Genomic DNA, 18,894 nt, shown 5'->3' on the forward strand with positions numbered 1-18,894 from the left:
AGCGTATCCCGATCTCAGCGCAGGGCGAGAGCGATGAACTGAGTGACCTGCTTGTCGTTGAAGTTGTCGTCGCTGACCAGCAAGAGCGTGCGTTCACCGGTGGGCAGGCGCGGGCCCCAGACGCTGCCCTCGATGTTGTCGACGGTGCTCAGGCCGAGATCATCCAGGTCGGCCAGCAGACGTTTGGCGACTGGGCGAGCGTTGGTCAGGGGCGCGTTCAGGACATTGGTGGCGGCGCTGAGATCGGCCTCGTAGAGCCGGATGCGGTTGCCCGCGCCCTCGACGAAACTGCGTTCCACGACAAGATATTTCGCCGGATCGAGCGGATCGGCGGCGAGGATGGAGGTGATGCCGTTGCTGCCGGTGCCCTCGGTGAAGACCGGGTCGATCGGATAGGCGTACTGGGCGAGCAGCTGGCCGGTGCGGGCCTGCACGGTGATCCGGTTCAGGGCGCCCGCCCCGGCGGTGGGCATCGGCCCGTCTTGGAGCAGCGGCGCTTCCAGCGCGCTGACGAACAGGGCGCCGCCGCCGGCGAAGGTCGCCGCCTCCAGGGCCCCGTTGCGCTGCGGACCCGAATCCGGCCGCATCCGTTCGTTGTCCGGGATCGGCAGTTCGGCCTCGAAGGCGCCGTCGGGCCGCGCCACCCGGACCGAGGGATCGAGCAGGCCGCTCGCCGCCCGCTCACCCTCCTGGGTCCAGAAGTAGTTCCCGGTCCAGGGATCGACCCGGATCTCCTCCGGATCGACCGTGTTCAGCGCGTACGGTGCGCCGTTCGCCCCGAGCAGCGGCCGGGTCCCGGTGAACTCGATCGGCCCGATGCCGGTGCCGTCCACCGCGATTCGCGCGGTATAGAAACGTGCGGGTTGCAGCGCCGAGCGATCATCGCTGATCAGCACATACGTACCGGCCTGCGGCAGTGCGTCGATACCGGAGAGCCCGCCCACGGTGGTCCCGTGGAAATCGAAGCCGAACGGAACGACCCGTTCGCCGAGTAGTCGGACCGGCGGGGTGGCGGCGGTGGCCGTCGGCGCGACGGCCGCGGTGAGCGCGCACGCGAGGATCAGCAGCAATGGTCCACGACTTCGCATGCGCGCCAAACTAACCGGCCGATCGAACCGGGAAGTGAACGCCGGCCGAACGATCTAGTGGGTCGTCTCCCGCTTCGGCAGCTTCCAGCCCGCTCGCGGGAAATGGCAGGTGTAGCCGTCCGGGAAGCGCTCCAGGTAGTCCTGGTGCTCCGGTTCGGCCTGCCAGAACGCGCTCGCCGGAGTCACCTCGGTGACCACCGCGCCCGGCCACAGGCCGGAGGCGTCGACGTCGGCGATGGTGTCCAGCGCCACCCGCTTCTGCTCGTCGTCGAGGTAGAAGATGGCCGAGCGGTAGCTGGTGCCGATATCGTTGCCCTGCCGATCCATGGTGGTCGGATCGTGGATCTGGAACAGGAACTCCAGCAGCGCCCGGTAGTCCGTCTGCGCCGGGTCGTAGACGATCTCCACGGCTTCGGCGTGACCCGGGTGGTTGCGGTAGGTGGGGTGGTCGTTCTTCCCGCCGGTGTAGCCGACCCGGGTCGAGAGCACCCCGGGCTGCCTGCGGATCAGGTCCTGCATGCCCCAGAAGCAGCCGCCGGCCAGGATCGCTTTGCGCGTGTCGGTCACGCTTCCTCCTCGGTGAAGTGAGTCCGGTACACCCCATACAACCAGCTAGCGCGCCCGGATAGTTCCGGCCCTGGTCGGGGCGGATCCGGTAGCGTGCGCTGGTGAGCATCGAACACGACACGATCGTCGGTGAGGTCCGCGCCCTGCACGAGGACCTGGCCCGCTGGCTGGGCACGCCGGACGCCGGCGACGGGCTGGCGGCCTTCACCGGCCAGCAGCATCCGGACTTCACCATGGTCACCCTCGACGGCGCGGTCGTGCCGTTCGCGGCGCTGGCCGCCGGATTGGCGGGCGCGGGTAATTCGACGCCCGGCCTGACCATCGACATCACCGATCTCGACGTACTGCACCGGTCGGCGGAGTGCGCGGTGGTGCGGTTCCGTGAGGTGCATCATCGACCCGAGGGGCCGGTCGAACGGCTCACCACCGCGGTCCTGCTGCCCGACCCACAGGCGCGCAACGGCCTGCGCTGGCGCGCCGTGCACGAGACCGCCGCCGCGGGCTGATTCCTCCGGCAATCGGCGTCGCGATTGACGATTCGGGCCTGGCCAGTGAGTATGAATCATGGGCAACAATGCGGTGTACAGCCGGCGAACAGCCGGATGTGTTCGAGCGCAGGCGGTTTGACGCGTGCGTGACGAATCCGACGTGGCCCAGGCTCAGGTCTTCTACGACCTGCTCAGTGCCGAGGCCGCCACCTTGAGCACGGCTCTGGAAGCCGACCTCACCCGGCGTGGGGTGCCGCGGTCGAGCACCGAATCGCATCTGCTGCGCCGGGAGCTGCGCGAGGTGCAGCGTTGCCTCGAGCAACTCCGGGATCGGTATCCCGAGGTGCGCGACCGGCGCTGAGCTCTACTGATCACCCTGGGGGAGATGGACTTTCGCCTCGTCGTAGCCACCCGATACCGCGGTGGCGGCCGGGCCGTACACCGTGTGGATGACCCCGGTGCTGAAGGTCTGGGCGGACAGCAATGCCAGCGGGATCGGGTCGCCTTCGTCGAACAGGCGTTGCCCGGTGCGCACCACGATGGGGTGCACGAGCAGGTGCAGTTCGTCGAGCAGACCGGCGGCGAGCAGCTGCCGGACGATCGAGGGTGAACCGCTCATCGCGATGTCGGTGGCGCCCGGCTGCTGCTTGAGCGCGGTGACGGCCTCGATCAGGTCGCCCGAGAGCTGCTCGGAGTTGCGCCAGGTGAACTCCAGCCGCTGATGCGAGACGACGATCTTGCGGGCATCGCCCAGCGCCTTGGCCATCACGGCGTCCTCTTCGCCCGCGGCTTCGCGCGCTGGCCAGGCGCTGGCGAAGCTGTCGTAGGTCTCCCGCCCGAGCAGCAGGGTGTCGGCGGCGCCGAGCTGAGCGCCCACTGCCGCGCCCATCTCGTCGTTGAAGTACGGGAAGTGCCAGTCCTGCGGGTCGGCGATGACGCCGTCCAGCGAGATGAACAGGCCTGCGGTGATCTTCCTCATGGGTCTCTCCTGGGTTCGTCGGGCCGCTGCCGGATTCTCGGTCAGCGGAGTCAGTGGTGCAGACGACGCGCCGCCGCCGGATTAATCGGCGGCGGCGCGCGGTGTCACCGGACCCGGGTGAACAGGCGGCCCGCCAGGTCGACGCCGACCACCGCGCCCCGTTCGTCGCGGCTGAAGAAGCCACGGTGCCCGGCGAACGCGCCGCTGGTGATGATGTAGTCGTCGCCGTCGCCCGGCAGCAGGCCGAATTCGAACGGTGCGTGATCGGCGGGGAGTTCCCCCTCGGCGGCGGCGCGAATCTCCGGCTTGATGAGCACCTCGAGCGTCAAAGCTGTTCCGTTCGTGGTGATATCGAAGGTCATGGCATCGCTCGCGTAGTGGCCCGCCACCTCGGCCGCGCGGTCGGCGTCGAAGGGGATCGGCTCCGGGTCGCGGTCGAGCAGGCCGAGGTAGTGTTCCAGCGCCCAGCGCACGACGGCCTGGTTCGCGGGGATACCGTCCGGGCCCGCGTTGGTCATGACGATGAGGGCGAAGTCGCGGTCGGGGACGATCAGCAGTTCGCTGAACTGGCCGATGCTGGAGCCGCCGTGCCCGATGGTCGCGACGCCGTCGATCTCCCGCAGGAACCAGCAGGTGCCGAAGGCGTCGCCGAGCGAGCTGCCGCGCAACTCGACTGTCGGCTGCCGCATTTGCCGCACCACACCCGCGGGCAGCACCGGGGCGCCGTCGCCGAGATGAAAACGGGCCCAGCGCAATTGATCGGCCACCGTGGACGCGACGCCGCCGCCGGCATTGTTGGCGCGGGTCGGCTTCCACGGGCGGGCGATGCTCAGGGCGCCGTCGGCGCCGATGTCGTGGCCCACGGCGAAGCGGCGGGTCATCGCCTCGCGCTCGGTGAAGACGGTATCGGCCAGACCCAGCGGCTCGAGCACGATCGAGGCGACAGCCTGCTCGTAGGTCTGACCGGTGACCTTCTCGATGACCCGGCCCAGCACGTTGAACCCGGCCTGGCTGTAGGAAGCGCGCTCGCCGGGCGCGCCGATCATCGGCAGCTCGGCCAAGGTCGCCACGAACTTCGCCAGCGCGTCCTCGCCCTCGCCGGTGTCGTTGATGATGCTCCAGTCCATACCGGAGGTGTGATTGAGCAACTGCGCCACGGTGATTCGCGCGGCGGCGTCCGGGTCGGAGAGCACGAACTCGGGGACGTACCGGCGGACCGGCGCGTCCAGCTCGATCATGCCGTCGGCGACCAGGCGCATGATGACGGTCGCGGTCAGCGGCTTGGTCACCGAACCGAGCTGGAACAGGGTGTTCGCGTTCACCGGCAGCGGGTTCTCGATGCTGGTCACACCGTGGCATCCGAAATGCTCACGGCCACCGGCCCAGACACCGATCGCGATGCCGGGAATCCCGAACTTGGCAGCGGTTGCTTCGGCGATCTCGCGCAGTGCGTCGACGGTCATGGTGTCCTCCGGCTTTCCTCGGTTCCGTGGGCGGTTCGCCCTGTGGTCACCAAGGTGCCGGGGTGCGCTGACAGCCCGCCGACAGCGCGCTGACAGCCCCGTTACCGCTGCTGCGCGGGGGTTTACACCCAGCCGCGGCGACTGCCCGGCATCCCGGCGTTGCCCTGCGGATCCGGGACGACGCCGAGGATCTGATGCAGGCCCAGCCCGCCGTCCTCGAAACCCAGTGCGGAGGCGGCCATGTAGAGCCGCCAGATCCGGGCGCGCCCCGGACCGACCATGGAAACGGCGCGGTCCCAGTCTTTTTCGAGGTTGCCGACCCAGTGCCGCAACGTCAGGGCGTAGTGCTCGCGCAGGGATTCGACGTCACGAACCTCGAAACCCGAACGCTCCATGGCCAGCACGACCTCGCCGACATCGATGAGCTCGCCGTCCGGGAAGACATAGCGGCCGATGAAGGAGCGGCCCTGCATCCGGGAACCGCCGATCGAGGAAATGGCGTGGTTGAGCAGGCGGCCCTCGGGACGCAGCAGGGCGCGCAGGGTGTCGAAGTACTCGCCGGTGCGCTTGGTGCCGACGTGCTCGAACATGCCGATCGAGGAGATCGCGTCGAACTCCTCGCCGCGCAGGTCGCGGTAGTCGGAGAGGCGGATCTCCACGCGATCTTGCAGGCCCGCCTCGAGGACCCGCTTGCGCGCCAGTTCGGCCTGCTCGGCGCTGATGGTGACGCCGACGACCTGGGCGTCATAGGTGGACGCGGCGTGCATCGCCATCGAACCCCAGCCGCAACCGACGTCGAGTAGCCGCATCCCGGCCCGCAGGCCCAGCTTGCGGCAGATCAGGTCGTGCTTCGCGCGCTGGGCGTTTTCGAGCGTCACCGCGGGATTCGCGGGGTCGTACCCGGTGTCCTCCGGGCCGACGAACCGCGCGCACGAGTAGGTCATGCTCGCGCCGAGCACCAGCCGATAGAAGTCGTTGCCGACGTCGTAGTGGTGACTGATCGCGGCCGCGTCACGCCGTTTGGTGTGCAGCGCGCCGCGCAGCGGGCGCACCTCCTCCGGCGGCGGCTTCGGATGGTGGGTGAGCGCGCCGAGCTTGCCGGCCGCGCCGACCGCGCGCACCGCCGCATCCCAGCCCAGGTCGGCGTCGTTCGGCGCCGACTGCTGCAACGTGCGCAGCACCGTGAACACGTCGCCCTCGAATTCGAGTTCGCCCGAGACATAGGCCCGGGCCACACCGAGTTCGCCCGGCGCCCACACCAGATGACTCAGCGCGTCCTTGGAACGGATGCGCATGGTGCCGCGGGATTCGCTGCCGGGGACCAGCGTGCTGCCATCCCAGAATTCGAATCGGATCGGTGGCTGCGCGCCCAGCGCGGTCCGTAGTAGGGGCGCGAGCGTGGCGGCGACGGTGGCTTTCTGGCCCATTGCTCCACTATGGCCCGTGACCTGCGTACAGGTGGGCAACGACGCGGAGTCAGGCGATGCGCAGGCCCTTGTCGAGATCGCCGTCGAGCAGGGCCGCGCCGAGCGTGGTCAGCTGGTGCCGCATGGCGTTGCGCTGGCGGTGACTCTCGATCAGGCCGGCCTCACGCAAGATCGAGGCGTGCTCGCTCGCGGTGGCGGGGGTGACGCCGAGCTGGCGGGCGAGTTCGGTGGTGCTGCACCCCTCCGCGATCGCCTGCAGCGCCGCGGCGCGGGTGCGGCCGAGCAGGGAGTTCAACGCGTCGTTGGGCGCGCGCGGACCCCAGGCGGCCGCGAAGTCGGCGATATCGCGGATGGCGGGCACGATCAGGGTCATCGGCAACGTCTCGTCGATCGCCGAGTGCAGCATGACCGGTTCCGGCCACACGAACAGGGCGGGCACCAGCACCAGCCCGCGTCCACCGAGGTGGCGCTCCTGACAGTTCTTCCGGGTGGCGACCTCGAGTACCGGTGCGCGCCAGCGGGCGTAGGGGGCCAGGGTGGCGAACAAGCCTTCGACGCCGTCGGTGGCCATGGTGCGCGCCATCCGGTCCGCGGCCACCTCGAGATAGGACTGCACGTGGGTCCAGCGGTCGGCGAAAGCGACCGAGTGGAAGGACTGGAAGGCATTCGCGACCTCGCCCAGCGTGCGATTGTCGCGATCGGGCAGATTCGCCGCCCAGTCCGGCAAGCGCGTTGGGCGTGGCCACCATTCGCTGGTGGCCACGCACGCGACCTCGCGCCGCAGTTCCTCGCGGGACGCCAGGTGCAGCGCGGTAATGCCTTCGGACATGGTCCGCGCGCCGCGGGTCGGTGTGATCAGGTCGAGAAAACAGCCGTCCGCGGGTACGAGATCGGCCAGCACACCGAAGTTCTCGGGCATGGCGCTGACCACTTCTGAGCGCCAGCCGTCGAAAAGCTGTGTGCGACCGCGCTGCACCGTCCGGGTGGCCAGCAATGTTTCGCCGAGCGCGCCCAGCGGCGCACCGATCCGTACCCGCAACAGATCATCCGGGGTGAAGTGCAGCCGCTTCATCCGTTGCCTCGCAATCTCTCACCGGTCACGCTACGCCCGATCACCGACGTCCGCGGCCCGGCGCCGGATTGAACGGGTCCAGCTTGATCAGCATCTCCGGCACCGATGGCGGCTCGTGCTCGACCGGCGCGACCCGCCGGAACCGCACGCCCCGCAACCACTCCCGCCCGCGCCGCCACACGTCGGCACCGTCCAGCAATACCAGCGTGGCCATCCCGTCGGCACGCACAGCTGCCTGGTTCATCATTTTCAGCCTCCTGGTTAGCTTCCGATGAGAGCGTATGAACCAGGGGAACCCCGCGCACCACCATTCGGCCAGGGCCTAAACACCCAAGATCAGGGTCTTCCCGGAGGCGAGTGCAGGGCCCGGCCTGCGACGATCGGCGCTGTGAAACTCCCTGGGCTGCTCTTGGTTTCCGCGCCGCTGTGTATCGCCGGCTACGGGGTCATCCGGTTGGCGGGGCGGGCCGACGGGCACTACGGGCCGGGGCCGGACTGGCAGGCGGCGCACCTGTTCGGTCTGCTCGGGATGGTGCTGTTCATTCCGGTGGTGCTGAATCTGGGCCGCGAACTACCGCCGAGCCGGTGGCGCGACGGCGTCGTCGCGCTGACGCTGGCCGGCCTGGGCGGCACCATCGTTCAGTTCACCGCGGACATCTCGTTCGCGGCGCTGGCAGCGAACAAGGCCGACATGGCGCGGCTGAGCAACCAGTTCTCCGACCTGCCCGGCGTTCGCCCGCTCGTCTATACCGTTGTCCCGCAGCTGTTCTTCCTGGGACTGGTCGTGCTCGCGGTCCTGCTGGTCATCGGCAAGAAGCTGCCGAAGTGGAGCCCGCCGCTGCTGCTGGCGGGCATCCTGCTCTCGGTGTTCAGTCTCGACTTCCTCCCACTGACCGGCGCGGCCATCCTGCTGGCACTGCTGCCGCTGGCCGAGCCGAACGTGCTGGGACGCGTGCGATTACGCGCCGGCCGCTGAGCCGAACCAGTGCTCCAGCGCCGCGCGCAGCGTCGCCGCGGCGGTCTCGGCCGGCTCGCCGAGCGTCGCGGCCCAGGCGATGTGGCCGTCCGGGCGGATCAGCAGGGCGTCGGCCGGCTGGTCGCCGGCCTTGGCGGCGTGCAGGTCGACCCGGTGCGACCACCGCTGGGCGATCTCGCGCAGCTCCGGCCGGTCGGCGAGGTCGAGGAAGACCGGCCGGCCGCTGGGCAGCAGCGCCGCGACGCTGGTCGTCCCCGGCTCGGTGTGCAGGGTCAGATCGGGCGCGAAAGTGCCGGTGAGCGCGTGATGTTCGGCCCCCGGCATCGGGTAGCGCACGTCGGTGCCCGCGATCATGGCGCCGACCCGGCGCGCGGCAGGCTCGTCGGCGAGCAACTCCTGGACGATCGCGCGCAGCGCCTCGGCCGCCGAGTCGGTGCCGCGCCGCAAAGCCACCTGGGCCCGGGTCTGCTGCCGGGCGCGCGCACCCGCGAAGTACCGCTCCTCGTGATAGGTGTCCAGCAGACCGGCCGGCGCCCAGCCCTGGACCGTGGCGGCCAGCTTCCAGGCCAGGTTGACCGAGTCGATCATCCCGACGTTGAGTGCGGTGCCGGTGGCAGGCAGCAGGTGCGCCGCGTCGCCGGCCAGCAGCACGCGCCCGTCGCGGTAGCGCTCGGCCTGGCGGTCCTTGAAGGTGAAGCGCGACAACCGGGTCGGATCCGACATCGGCAGCTCGACGCCGAGCACGCGGCGCACGCTGGCGGCGAGCTCGGTCATGGTCAGCGGCTCGTCATCGTCGTAGTCGGCGGTGTCGTCCTCGACGGTCTGCAGGAACACCCCGCCCGGGTTGGCCGCGAACGCGAACTGGCCGCGGTCGGTCCGGTTGAAGCCCGCGAGGAGCACGCCCAGCCCGGGGATGTCGAGGTCGCCGTTGTCCAGCAGGACCGACGCCGGGACGCTGACCTGGGCGACCCGGTTGACCTCCGGGTAGGTGGTGCCCGGGAAGTCGATACCGGCGAGATCGCGGATCCGGCTGCGGCCGCCGTCGCAGCCCACCAGGTACTGCGCGGTCAGCTGGTACGGCCCGTCCGGACCGAGCACCTCCGCGGTGACCGCGGTCGCGTCCTGGCCGAGGCCGGTGACCTGGTGCCCGCGGCGGATCTCCGCGCCGAGCTCCAGCGCGCGGTCGGCGAGTAGTCGCTCGATCTGCATCTGCGGCAGCGGCACTGCCCGCAGCGGCGAATCCGCCAGCTGGGTGAGGTCCAGGTGGGTACCGCCGAACGGAAAGCGCGGCGGCAGGTGCGGGTTGCTGCTGGCGGCTTCGAAGCGATCCAGGATGCCGCGGTTGCGCAGCACGTCCAGGATCTGCCCGGCGATGCCGCTGGCCTTGGGCACGTCGCGGGGCAGCGCGTGCTTCTCCAGCACCAGCGGCCGTACCCCGGCCAGGCTCAGTTCGGCGGCCAGCGTCAGACCGGCCGGGCCGGCGCCCACGATGATCACGTCGAAATCCGTCACTCAGGTACTCCCAAACTCGCAGGTTCTGGCTTAGGCGGGCAATTCTGCGGCATGACGGGGGTCTTGCCGCAAGCCCCCCGGTGCGCTATACCTTTAGAAGGGGAAACGATCGCTGTGTTCGCGATCCGGCAAACTTCAAGCCTCGGTGGTGCCGGGGATTCCGTCTTCCACGATGTAGCTCGCGCGTGTGTGTACCGGTGCGCCCGGCCGGGTGACGAACGGGACCACTCGGAAGTCGGTGCGGCACAAAGATTTCTCCAGTGTCAGTCGCAGGTAACCGCGCTGGGCGTTGAAGAACTTCAGGTCCGGGTTGGCGGCCAGCAGTCGGCGACCGTGCTCGGTCATATCCGCGCCGTTGCCGTTGGTGCTGATCGAGGTGCCGGTGAATTCGGTCCCGACCACCGGGGATTCGGGGTGGGAGAAGTCACTGCGGAGGTTGCTCGCGCAATTCTCGTGCTTGTCGCCGGTGACGACGACGAGATTGCCGACCTGCCGCTCGGCGGCCGCGCCGAGCACGCGGTTGCGGTCGGCGACGTAGCCGTCCCAGGCGTCGGTGGAGACCCGGACGTCCGGGCCCGGATCGGTGTCGACCTCGCTCATCGCCACTTGATTGCCGAGGAGCTGCCAGCGCGCGGGTGAATCGGTGAAGCCGTCGATCAGCCAGTCCCGCTGTGCCGCGCCCAGGATGGTGCGGTCGGTGTCGAAACGTTCCGCACAGCCGGTGACCGGGTTCTGGCTACAGGCGATCGGCGAGCGGTACTGGCGGGTGTCGAGCATGGTGACGTCGGCCAGGTCGCCGAAACGGTAGCGGCGGTGCAGGCGCAGGTCCGGGCCGGAAGGCATTTGCGCCAGGCGCAACGGCTGATGCTCGTACATGGCCTGGAAGGCATCGGCCCGCCGCCGCTGGAAAAGCGGTGGGAGCCACGAGATGTCGAAGCCGAGGCCGGGATTGTCGCCCGCCCAGTTGTTGTCGACCTCGTGATCGTCCATGGTGACCAGCCACGGGAACGCCGCATGCGCGGCTTGCAGCGGCTGCTCGGCTTTGGCCTGGGCGTAGCGCAAGCGATAGCCGCGCAGATCGACGGCTTCGCCGCGCTGAAAGGCTTGCGGCGCGGTGCCTTCCCGCCGATGGTTCCAGGCCCGCTCGTAGATGTAGTCGCCCAGGTGCAGCACCAGATCGACGTCCTCGCGCGCGAGGTGCTCGTAGGCGGTGTAGTACCCCGACGCCCAGGACTGACAGGACGCGACCGCCAAACGCATACGCGCGGTGGCGGTTCCAGCGGCCGGAGCCGTGCGGGTGCGCCCGGTCGGGGAGATCGCCGAGCCCGCTCGGAAACGGTAGAAATACCAGCGATCCGGTTCCAGCCCGTGCACTTCCGGATGCACACTGTGCCCGAGCTCGCGGGTCGCGACCGCGCTGCCCCGGGTGGCGATCCGCTGGAAGTTCGCGTCATGGGCGACCTCGTACTCCACGGTGACCGGATGGTGCGGCATCCCGCCGAGCCCGTCCGCCGCGAGCGGATCCGGCGCCAGCCGCGTCCACAACACCACGCCGTCGGGCAGCGGATCCCCGGACGCCACCCCGAGCGCGAACGGATAACTCCCGCGCCAGCGCGGCGCCGGGAACAGCGCGCTGCTCGCGGTGGCCGCACCCGCCAGCCCGGCGATGCCGAACGCCAGCACCGCACGCCGTGACAAAGACATACATCAGGGTACGTGCGGCCCCCGAGCCGCCGCACTGCCGCGCAGGGTGGCCTAAGTAAGCTGACGGCTTCACCTCAACCTCGGGAAAGAGACCATGACGCAGTTCGAGAACGTCAGCGTGGCGAAGAAGGCCAATGTGTACTTCGACGGCAAGTGCGTCAGCCATGCGCTGACCCTGGCCGACGGCACCAGCAAGTCGGTCGGCGTCATCCTGCCCGCCACCCTGACCTTCACCACCGGCGCGCCGGAGATCATGGAGCTCATCGAGGGCGAATGCAAGGTGACCCTCGCGGGCGAGACCGAGCCGGTCACCTACCGCGGCGGCGAGTCCTTCAAGGTGCCGGGCGACAGCTCGTTCCAGATCGAAGTGCTCGACACCGTGCATTACGTCTGCCACTTCGGCTAGATCGCACACCGGCCCGGGCAGGTTTAACCTTCGCCGATCGCGGCATGCTCGGAGTGACTTCTCCGTCGTCGGAAGGGAGCTGCTCATGTCGGGTCGGCTGGAAGGTGTCCGGGTTCTGATCGTCACCTCGAATACCGGGGTGGAACGGGACGAGTTGGTGGTGCCGCTCGGGCAGCTGCGGGCGCTGGGCGCCCAGGTGATCCACGCGGCTCCGAAGAACGCGGGCGTGCAGACGTTCCGGCACGACACGCAGCCCGATGACGAGCTGCAGCCGGACGCGTCGCTCGATGACGTGCAGGTCGAGAACTTCGAGGTACTGCTGATCCCCGGCGGGACCGTGAACGCGGACAAGCTGCGGCTGGCGGATCGGGCGGTGGCGCTGGCGAAGGATTTCGCCGCCGCCGGTAAGCCCATCGCCGCGATCTGCCACGGTCCGTGGCTGCTTGTGGAAGCGGGGCTGGTGGCGGGCAAGACGCTGACCTCGTACCAGTCGGTGCGTACCGACATCACCAACGCCGGTGGTAAGTGGGTGGATCAGTCGGCGGTGCGTTCGCCCGAGGACGGTTGGACGCTCATCACCTCTCGCGACCCCGGCGACCTGGGCGACTTCCTGGAAGCGATCAGTGAAGTGGCGGAATCGAAGGGGTAAGGCGAGGCGAGGCCCGGGTTCCGGGCCTCGCTTGCTGATCGGCACGCCGTTGTGCGGGATGCGTCGTCGAATCCGGCGATCAGCACGTCTCGCGCAGTCGCGGCACCGGGGCCGGCGCGGGCGAGCTCAGCGAGATGGCCTTACCGACCAGCGTCGCGTCGTCGACCGCGTGCGCGTTGAACCTGCCTACGCTGGTCCGGGAAACCGTGTGCACCAATGGTTTATCGGCCGATGAGGGCATGCCCTCCGCGGCGTCGTCGGTCAGATTGACCGGTCGCACCAGGACCCAGTCCAGCCCGCTCGACCGGACCAGCGCTTCCTGTCGCTCGGTGTCATCGATCTGCGGCGCCAGGATCAACCGGTAGAACAGACGATTGGTACGGGTCAGTCCGGGCTTGGAGTCGCCGACCCCGAATGCGCTCTGCACCACCAGTTTCCGCACACCGTGCCGGCGCATGGCCTCGATGACATTCCCGGTACCTCGCGACCGGACATCTCCGGACGTATGAGCGGGACCGAGAACCCTTACCCGCATCGGGTTTTCGCTGATGCCGAGGATCACGACGACCGCGTCGTGTCCGGCGACCGCACGTTCGACATCGGCCGGTTTCATGGCGTCACCGATCGTGTAGCGCAGCCGCGGCTGTTGCGCGGCGTCCGGGCGACGGGTGAACGCGGTGACCTCGTGGCCGGCGGACAGCAGATGTTCGACGGTGGCGCGGCCGGATCCACCGGTCGCACCGATTACCAGAACCTTCATCAGGGAGCTCCTCGAGTTGAGAGTGATTGCCTGACATCCAGTGTTGGTCCTGGAAACTGGACGCACCATGGCAGTTCGTCGGCATTTCATGCCCGATCGTCCGGGCTGATGGACGTTCGCTACCTCGGCTCACATACTCAGAACATGCAAGTTGAACCGGTGTGGCGTTCGGCGGATTCGCTCGGCCAGGCCCTGCACCTACTCCGGATGAGCGGTGTCTTCTACGGCCGCTCGGATTTCACCGAGCCCTGGGGCGTCGCCCTGCCGGTCTGGCCGGATTGCGTGATGTTCCATTTCGTGGCCGAAGGCACCTGCTGGCTGGAGGTGGAACCCGCTGGCGGCCAATGGCTTTCCGCTGGTGACTTGGCCCTGGTCCCGCACGGCGCGGGTCATCTGCTGGCCAGTGCGCCCGGCGTGCACGGGACCGCGTTGGACGCGCTGCCAAGGGAATTGGTGAGCGAGCGCTACGAGATTCTGCGCCACGGCGGTGGCGGTACCCCCGCGACGGTCATCTGCGGCGCGGTGCGTTTCGACGATCCGGCCGCCCGGCATCTGCTGGAGCTGCTCCCCGAGGTGATCCGGGTCCGCCGCACCGATTCACCGCAGGGCGCGTGGATCGACGCGACCCTGAGATTCATTGCGGCAGAGGCGAAACAGCTGCGCCCCGGCGGCGAGACGGTGATCACCCGGCTCGCCGACATCCTGGTGATCCAGGCCATTCGCTCCTGGATCGAGGAGGATCCGGCAGCCCGCACCGGCTGGCTGGGCGCGTTGCAGGATCCGCGCATCGGCCCGGCCATCGCCATGATCCACCGCGACCCGGCCCGCGCCTGGACGCTGTCGGCGCTGGCGTCGGAGGCCGCGATGTCCCGCTCGGCCTTCGCCGCCCGTTTCACCGAACTCGTCGGCGAACCCGCCATGCAGTACCTGACCCGCTGGCGCATGCACGTGGCGCAAACCAGCCTGGAACGTGAGGACATCGGGCTCGGCGAACTCGCGCACCGCCTCGGCTACCAGTCCGAGGCGGCCTTCAGCCGCGCCTTCAAACGGGTCGTCGGATGCGCGCCGGGGGCGGTGCGCCGTAGTCGTGTCGAAGCCAGCGCCTCGGTAGCGCATTAGCCGCCCTGCCGACCCTGGCAGGCGGGAGCTTCACAGCGCGTCGGCTTGGGCGTTTCTGTGCACGGAGAAATACGTCTTGTCGTGCGGTAGTAGCCAATTCGGCCCGGTGAAGAATTGCTTCGCGGCCTCGTCGTCGAAGACCAGGTAGCGCAGGTAGGCCACGGCGGTGCCGGCGGACAGGTAGGCGTCGAGCCCGTCGACCGGCGAGAAATGGCTGACGCCACGGGCGTTGGCGATCCACGCCGGGGCGGCGAAGGTCAGGTTGTACTGCCACCAGCGCACCCACGCGAAGTCCGGGACCACGAAATCGTTGTAACCGGTGAGGAACAGCGTCGGCACACCGATCAGCGAACCGACCGCCAGCGGTCCGGGTTCGATGGCGAGCACGCCGGCCACCCGCAACTCCGGATCGATGGCCGCGGCGACGCGCGGGAACAGCGTCCCGGCCTGCAAGGCCGCCTGACCGCCCGCGGAGTGCCCGCCGAAGACAGTGCGGCTCAGGTCGATCTTGTTGTGCAGCGGGGAATTCGGATCTCGGTCTGCGAGCAGGGCCGCCGCCATGCCGAGCGCGGGCACATGGACCAGCGAGTTGACATAGTCGTAGGGGATCGTCACGACGAAACCGTGGCTGACCCACTGCCGTGCGAGGGCGTCGTACATGCCCGGATTGGAATTGATCCCGGGGGTGAACACCAGCAGCGGCGCGGCCGTCAGGTCGGCGATGTCGGCCGGGTAGTAGGTGTTCACGCCGATCGGCGACTCCAGGCCGTTCGGGAACGCTTGGGTGCAGGTCATGTCGTCGCGGTTGCCCAGCAGGTGCACCACGACGTGCTGCACCATGCCGAACAGTGATTCCTGGCAGGGATTGGTCCGCACGGCGGTCGCGACCGGATGCGGTCCGATGGTGTTGAACAAGCTCTGCGCGGTAGCGCCGGGGGAGATGTCCTCGGCGGCAGCGGTTCCGGCCGGAACCCAGATCGCCGCCGCGGTCAGTGCGACCGCGGTCGCCGTTCGCAGCCGTGCGCGAATACTCATATCCAGGACCACCTTGTCCATTGCGCCCCCACCGGGCTCCCCGTAGTTTGTGAAACCATCCGGTCTCGAATCACAGAAGATACTCGGGAGTGGCCTGCGACACAATAGAGGTATCGGTTGCCGTGAATTTGCTTGTGGCTCAGTGGCATTCGGCGCGGCCGCCGATGCGGGGACGAAGCTGGAGCGGTTGCCGGGGCGCCGCGGGGCGCTCTGCCGGACATTCGTCCAGTTCAATGCCGGTGCCGGCCCGGCGACGCGTCACGCCGGCGAGCGCTACCTGTCGGCCTGGGTTGATAGCATGGCCTTTCTAGCCGACCGGATGCGGGCAGCGAACCGGAATGCCACCGCGAGAGAGTCCTTTCCATGCAGTTTGAAATAGTCGAGCGGGACGAGACGTGGGTCGCCGGGCTGCCGGTCCGTAGCCCCAAACGCGCGCTCGGAGAACTGCGCGACCATGATCTCGAAGCAGCCTGGGCGGCGGTGCTGCACCAGGATCTCGGCGGTCCGCTGGCCAGTGCCTTCACCGACTACACCGGCGAGCTCAGCACCTACAACACCCAGATCGTCGGGTATCAGTGCAGCTCGTTCGACGAGGTCACCCGCGGTCACCTGGTGGCCCGGCTGCCGCGCGGCACCTACGCCCGCTTCTCCTCGGTCGGTAACTTCCCGCAGGTGATGACCGACCTGTGGACCCAGATCGCCTACGCCGAGGAACACAAGCGAATCCGGCGCACATACACCGGCGACTTCGAGTGCTACCCGCACGCCTACAAGATCGAGCTCTATCTCGCGGTCGAGGCGTCATGAGCTACACCATCGCGGTGCGCAACGCTGCGCTCTACGGCGGCTTGGTGGTGCCTCGGGTGCGCCCCAGCTTCAAGGTCAGCAACAGCGATCTGATCGAGTTCCTCAAAGACCGGCTGCGCGAGCGTTCCGGCGACAAGCAGCCGATGTACACGGTGTATGTGCCGGATCCGGCGGGCAACTACAACGCCATCGTGTGCTTCGAATGCCGTGCGCCGGAAGAGGTTCCGGTCGGCGATCTGCTGGTGCGGGTGCCCAAGGGCGTCTACGCGCGGTTCGAGCCGAACGGTGATTACCACGATCCGGTGGAAGATGTCTGGGCTCAGGTCGACGACGCGACGGCGTCGGCCGAGATCACCCGCGCCTATCGGGAAGAGATCGAGATCTGGCGCGGCCCGCAGTCGGTCGAGCTCTTCATCTCGATCCTGATCTAGTTGCGGAAAGTTAACCTAATCGGAACCGACTGGTCTTTAGATTCCAGCTTCGGCTAGTCCATGATCGTTTGACCTGCGGGAATTTCCGGTCGGCCGATTTGTTTTCGGAAGATTAGCCAGACGCCTGGTCAATTCCTGTCGGATGACGGATACTGCCCTAGGCAAACTCGTGCCGGCAGCCATGGATCGGAGGACGTGCGCAGGCATGAACGGTGACGCTGGTCCCGATGCGGACTATCGGCCGCTGATCCTCGACGAGTCGGCACCAGACGATGCACCCATGCTCGCTCAGCTCCGCAAGTCGGCCCGGATCCGCATTCTCGATCTGCGCGACGTGCTGCGCGTGGAACTCGGCAAGGTCACGAACCCGGTCGAGCAGGAGCCGGCCGACCGGTGGGTGTATTACCCGTGGCGGCGCACGGTGGTCGGGTTGCTCGACGAAATCTCCTATCGCGCTATCCGGCTCGATCGCAACCGCAACAAGCTCACCCGCGAGGAGCAGCGGCGACTGGGCGCGCAGCGGATCGGCGTCGTCGGTCAGAGCGTCGGCCACGCCTGCGCCTACACCATCGCCCTGGAGGGCGGCTGCGGCATGCTGCGGCTGGCCGACTTCGACGAGATCGAACTCTCCAACCTGAATCGGGTGCCGGGCAATATCTTCGATATCGGCGTGAACAAGTCGATCGTCACCGCCCGCCGGATCGCCGAACTCGACCCGTACCTGCCGGTGGAGGTCTGCACGGCGGGCGTCACGGAGGACTCGGTGGACGAATTCCTCACCGGGCTGACCGTCGTCATCGAGGAATGCGATTCGCTCGACATCAAATTCGCGGTCCGCGAGGGCGCGCGCCGGCACCGCGTCCCGCTGCTCATGGAGACCAGCGACCGCGGCCTGTTCGACGTCGAACGCTACGACCTGGAACCCGGGCGGCTGCCGTTCCACGGTCTGCTCGGCACCACCACCGGCGCGGATCTGCGCGGCCTGAGCACCAAGGACAAGGCGCCGCACGTCATGCGGATCCTCGACCCCGGTGAGCTGTCGGCGCGGATGGCGGCGAGCCTGGTCGAGATCGACGAAACCGTCACGACCTGGCCGCAACTCGGTAGTGAGGTGCAGCTGGGCGCAGCCGTCGTGGCGGCGGCGGTGCGGCGGATCGGACTGGGGCACAAGCTGTCCTCCGGACGCGTGCGCGTCGACTTGGAGCACGGGCTGGACGCGCTGGCCGAGCCGGAACCGGTGGAGGAGACGGTGTTCGACGGCGCCGGGCCGAGTCCGGAGGCCACGGCGGACACGCCGATCGCGCGGGTACTGGAATGCGCGCAGCGCGCCCCGTCCGGGGGCAATACCCAGCCGTGGGTGCTGCGCGGGGACGAGTCCGGGCTCCGGATGGATCTGGTGCGCACGCGTTCCTCGGCCCTGGACATCGGCTATCGCGGTAGTGCCGTAGCGATCGGCGCGGCGCTGCACAATGCCCGCGCCGCGGCGGCTGCGCACGGTTTGCTGGGATCGCACAGAGTGTTCGAGGACGATGCCAGCGCACTCACAGCACTCCTGCAGTATGGCTCGGGCGAGGACGCTCTGCTGGCGCGTGACTACCCGGCCGCGCTGTCCCGGGAGACGAACCGGCGTCTGGGCAATGGTGCGGCAATCTCCGACCAGGTGCTGGCGAGCCTGACCGCGGCCGCCGCCGCCGAGGGCGGGACCCTCCGCTCCGTCACCGGCCGCGCCGATATCGACCTGGCCGCCGACCTGCTCGGCAACTCCGACCGCATCCGCTATCTCACGCCGCGCCTGCACGAGGAACTGTTCGCCGAACTGCGCTGGCCGGGGGAGGATCCGCTTACCGGTATAGACGTGCGCAGCCTCGAACTCACGCCCGTCGAACAGGCCAAGATGCGGATGGCGCGGCGCACGGATGTGATGGCGCGGCTGCGCGAATGGTCGGCCGGCACCGCACTCGGCGAATACACCCGGGATCGGGTGCAGTCCAGCTCCGCGGTGGTGGCGGTGACGCTGCCCTGTCCCGGGCACACACCGAGCCTGCCGGACTACGTCCGAGCCGGTGCGGCCGCCCAACGGGTCTGGCTCGAGGCCGGGCGGCGCGGCCTGGCGGTGCAACCTGTCTCGCCGGTGTTCCTGTACGCACGGCATCCCGAGGAGTTGATCGCGATTTCCCCCGATTTCGCGGATACACTTACTTCACTTCAGGGCCGTTTCCTGGACCTGCTGGGAGTGCCTGAACATGAGATCATGGCATTGGTGCTTCGCCTGAGCTACGCGGCAGCAGCCACGGTCCGCAGCAGGCGGCTCCCCTTCGGGGAGGGCCTCCGGCGGGGCCCGTGGGGCAGCTCGGTTCCTTCGGGCGCGGGCGACCGCAGCTAGCACGATCGGAGACAGGGTGCCTCGCCGA

The 18,894-nt window shown here is 68.6% G+C and carries 20 protein-coding genes; 9 read left to right on the forward strand and 11 right to left on the reverse strand.

Features of this window, described 5'->3' with window-relative positions; translation table 11 throughout:
* Positions 1-14: 14 nt before the first annotated feature.
* Positions 15-1,088 (reverse strand): esterase-like activity of phytase family protein, encoded by a 1,074-nt coding sequence (locus tag AB0M14_RS21735; RefSeq protein WP_364997651.1) that lies wholly within the window; start codon positions 1,086-1,088, stop codon positions 15-17.
* 54 nt (positions 1,089-1,142) lie between these two features.
* Entirely contained in the window at positions 1,143-1,655 is a 513-nt protein-coding gene (gene msrA, locus AB0M14_RS21740; protein WP_364997653.1) for a peptide-methionine (S)-S-oxide reductase MsrA, read from the reverse strand.
* 101 nt (positions 1,656-1,756) lie between these two features.
* Here msrA and AB0M14_RS21745 point away from each other — a divergent pair, with 101 nt between their 5' ends.
* Positions 1,757-2,161 carry a hypothetical protein gene (locus tag AB0M14_RS21745; RefSeq protein ID WP_364997655.1) on the forward strand — a complete coding sequence of 135 codons (405 nt, stop codon included), beginning with the start codon at positions 1,757-1,759 and terminating at the stop codon, positions 2,159-2,161.
* Between the two features lie 124 nt (positions 2,162-2,285).
* Positions 2,286-2,504: a hypothetical protein gene (locus AB0M14_RS21750; RefSeq protein WP_364997657.1), complete on the forward strand. Its 219-nt coding sequence runs from the start codon at positions 2,286-2,288 to the stop codon at positions 2,502-2,504.
* A 3-nt stretch (positions 2,505-2,507) separates the two neighbouring features.
* Here the strand turns inward: AB0M14_RS21750 and AB0M14_RS21755 are convergent, their stop codons facing one another.
* The 5 genes from AB0M14_RS21755 to AB0M14_RS21775 form a co-directional block, all read right to left on the reverse strand.
* Positions 2,508-3,122, reverse strand: coding sequence for a dihydrofolate reductase family protein (locus AB0M14_RS21755; RefSeq protein ID WP_364997659.1), 615 nt, complete (start codon positions 3,120-3,122; stop codon positions 2,508-2,510).
* A gap of 104 nt (positions 3,123-3,226) precedes the next feature.
* Complete coding sequence (locus AB0M14_RS21760) at positions 3,227-4,585, reverse strand: serine hydrolase domain-containing protein (protein WP_364997661.1); 1,359 nt, start codon at positions 4,583-4,585, stop codon at positions 3,227-3,229.
* Positions 4,586-4,707: 122 nt separating this feature from the next.
* A complete protein-coding gene (locus AB0M14_RS21765) occupies positions 4,708-6,012 on the reverse strand; it encodes a cyclopropane-fatty-acyl-phospholipid synthase family protein (protein WP_364997663.1) in 1,305 nt (434 codons plus the stop codon).
* A gap of 49 nt (positions 6,013-6,061) precedes the next feature.
* Entirely contained in the window at positions 6,062-7,084 is a 1,023-nt protein-coding gene (locus tag AB0M14_RS21770) for a winged helix-turn-helix domain-containing protein (RefSeq protein WP_364997665.1), read from the reverse strand.
* 40 nt (positions 7,085-7,124) lie between these two features.
* A complete protein-coding gene (locus tag AB0M14_RS21775; RefSeq protein ID WP_364997667.1) occupies positions 7,125-7,328 on the reverse strand; it encodes a hypothetical protein in 204 nt (67 codons plus the stop codon).
* A 144-nt stretch (positions 7,329-7,472) separates the two neighbouring features.
* Here AB0M14_RS21775 and AB0M14_RS21780 point away from each other — a divergent pair, with 144 nt between their 5' ends.
* Positions 7,473-8,060 (forward strand): hypothetical protein, encoded by a 588-nt coding sequence (locus AB0M14_RS21780; RefSeq protein ID WP_364997669.1) that lies wholly within the window; start codon positions 7,473-7,475, stop codon positions 8,058-8,060.
* Here the strand turns inward: AB0M14_RS21780 and AB0M14_RS21785 are convergent.
* On the reverse strand, positions 8,043-9,572 hold the full coding sequence (locus AB0M14_RS21785) for an FAD-dependent monooxygenase (protein ID WP_364997671.1): 1,530 nt from the start codon (positions 9,570-9,572) through the stop codon (positions 8,043-8,045). The two genes, AB0M14_RS21780 and AB0M14_RS21785, sit on opposite strands and share 18 nt — an antisense overlap.
* 135 nt (positions 9,573-9,707) lie before the next feature.
* Complete coding sequence (locus tag AB0M14_RS21790; RefSeq protein WP_364997673.1) at positions 9,708-11,276, reverse strand: alkaline phosphatase D family protein; 1,569 nt, start codon at positions 11,274-11,276, stop codon at positions 9,708-9,710.
* 94 nt (positions 11,277-11,370) lie between these two features.
* Here AB0M14_RS21790 and AB0M14_RS21795 point away from each other — a divergent pair, with 94 nt between their 5' ends.
* Together AB0M14_RS21795 and AB0M14_RS21800 are read left to right on the forward strand one after the other, a co-directional pair.
* Positions 11,371-11,682: a pyrimidine/purine nucleoside phosphorylase gene (locus tag AB0M14_RS21795; protein ID WP_364997675.1), complete on the forward strand. Its 312-nt coding sequence runs from the start codon at positions 11,371-11,373 to the stop codon at positions 11,680-11,682.
* 85 nt (positions 11,683-11,767) lie between these two features.
* Complete coding sequence (locus tag AB0M14_RS21800; protein ID WP_364997676.1) at positions 11,768-12,331, forward strand: type 1 glutamine amidotransferase domain-containing protein; 564 nt, start codon at positions 11,768-11,770, stop codon at positions 12,329-12,331.
* Positions 12,332-12,410: 79 nt separating this feature from the next.
* Here the strand turns inward: AB0M14_RS21800 and AB0M14_RS21805 are convergent, their stop codons facing one another.
* Positions 12,411-13,091 carry an NAD(P)-binding oxidoreductase gene (locus tag AB0M14_RS21805; RefSeq protein WP_364997678.1) on the reverse strand — a complete coding sequence of 227 codons (681 nt, stop codon included), beginning with the start codon at positions 13,089-13,091 and terminating at the stop codon, positions 12,411-12,413.
* Positions 13,092-13,235: 144 nt separating this feature from the next.
* On the opposite strand from AB0M14_RS21805, the gene AB0M14_RS21810 reads away from it, so the two are divergent.
* Complete coding sequence (locus AB0M14_RS21810; RefSeq protein ID WP_364997680.1) at positions 13,236-14,210, forward strand: AraC family transcriptional regulator; 975 nt, start codon at positions 13,236-13,238, stop codon at positions 14,208-14,210.
* A gap of 30 nt (positions 14,211-14,240) precedes the next feature.
* Here AB0M14_RS21810 and AB0M14_RS21815 read toward each other — a convergent pair whose 3' ends face one another.
* Positions 14,241-15,245 carry an alpha/beta hydrolase gene (locus AB0M14_RS21815; protein ID WP_364997682.1) on the reverse strand — a complete coding sequence of 335 codons (1,005 nt, stop codon included), beginning with the start codon at positions 15,243-15,245 and terminating at the stop codon, positions 14,241-14,243.
* A gap of 363 nt (positions 15,246-15,608) precedes the next feature.
* Here AB0M14_RS21815 and AB0M14_RS21820 point away from each other — a divergent pair, with 363 nt between their 5' ends.
* From AB0M14_RS21820 to AB0M14_RS21830, 3 genes are all read left to right on the forward strand, one after another.
* Complete coding sequence (locus AB0M14_RS21820; RefSeq protein ID WP_364997684.1) at positions 15,609-16,052, forward strand: GyrI-like domain-containing protein; 444 nt, start codon at positions 15,609-15,611, stop codon at positions 16,050-16,052.
* Complete coding sequence (locus AB0M14_RS21825; RefSeq protein ID WP_364997686.1) at positions 16,049-16,483, forward strand: effector binding domain-containing protein; 435 nt, start codon at positions 16,049-16,051, stop codon at positions 16,481-16,483. The genes AB0M14_RS21820 and AB0M14_RS21825 overlap by 4 nt, the downstream gene beginning before the upstream one ends.
* 205 nt (positions 16,484-16,688) lie before the next feature.
* The gene (locus AB0M14_RS21830) at positions 16,689-18,866 is read left to right on the forward strand and encodes an Rv1355c family protein (RefSeq protein ID WP_364997688.1); all 2,178 of its coding nucleotides are present in this window, start codon (positions 16,689-16,691) and stop codon (positions 18,864-18,866) included.
* Positions 18,867-18,894: the final 28 nt, after the last annotated feature.

Source organism: Nocardia sp. NPDC051832, assembly GCF_040681285.1.
In the GTDB taxonomy this organism is placed as follows: domain Bacteria; phylum Actinomycetota; class Actinomycetes; order Mycobacteriales; family Mycobacteriaceae; genus Nocardia.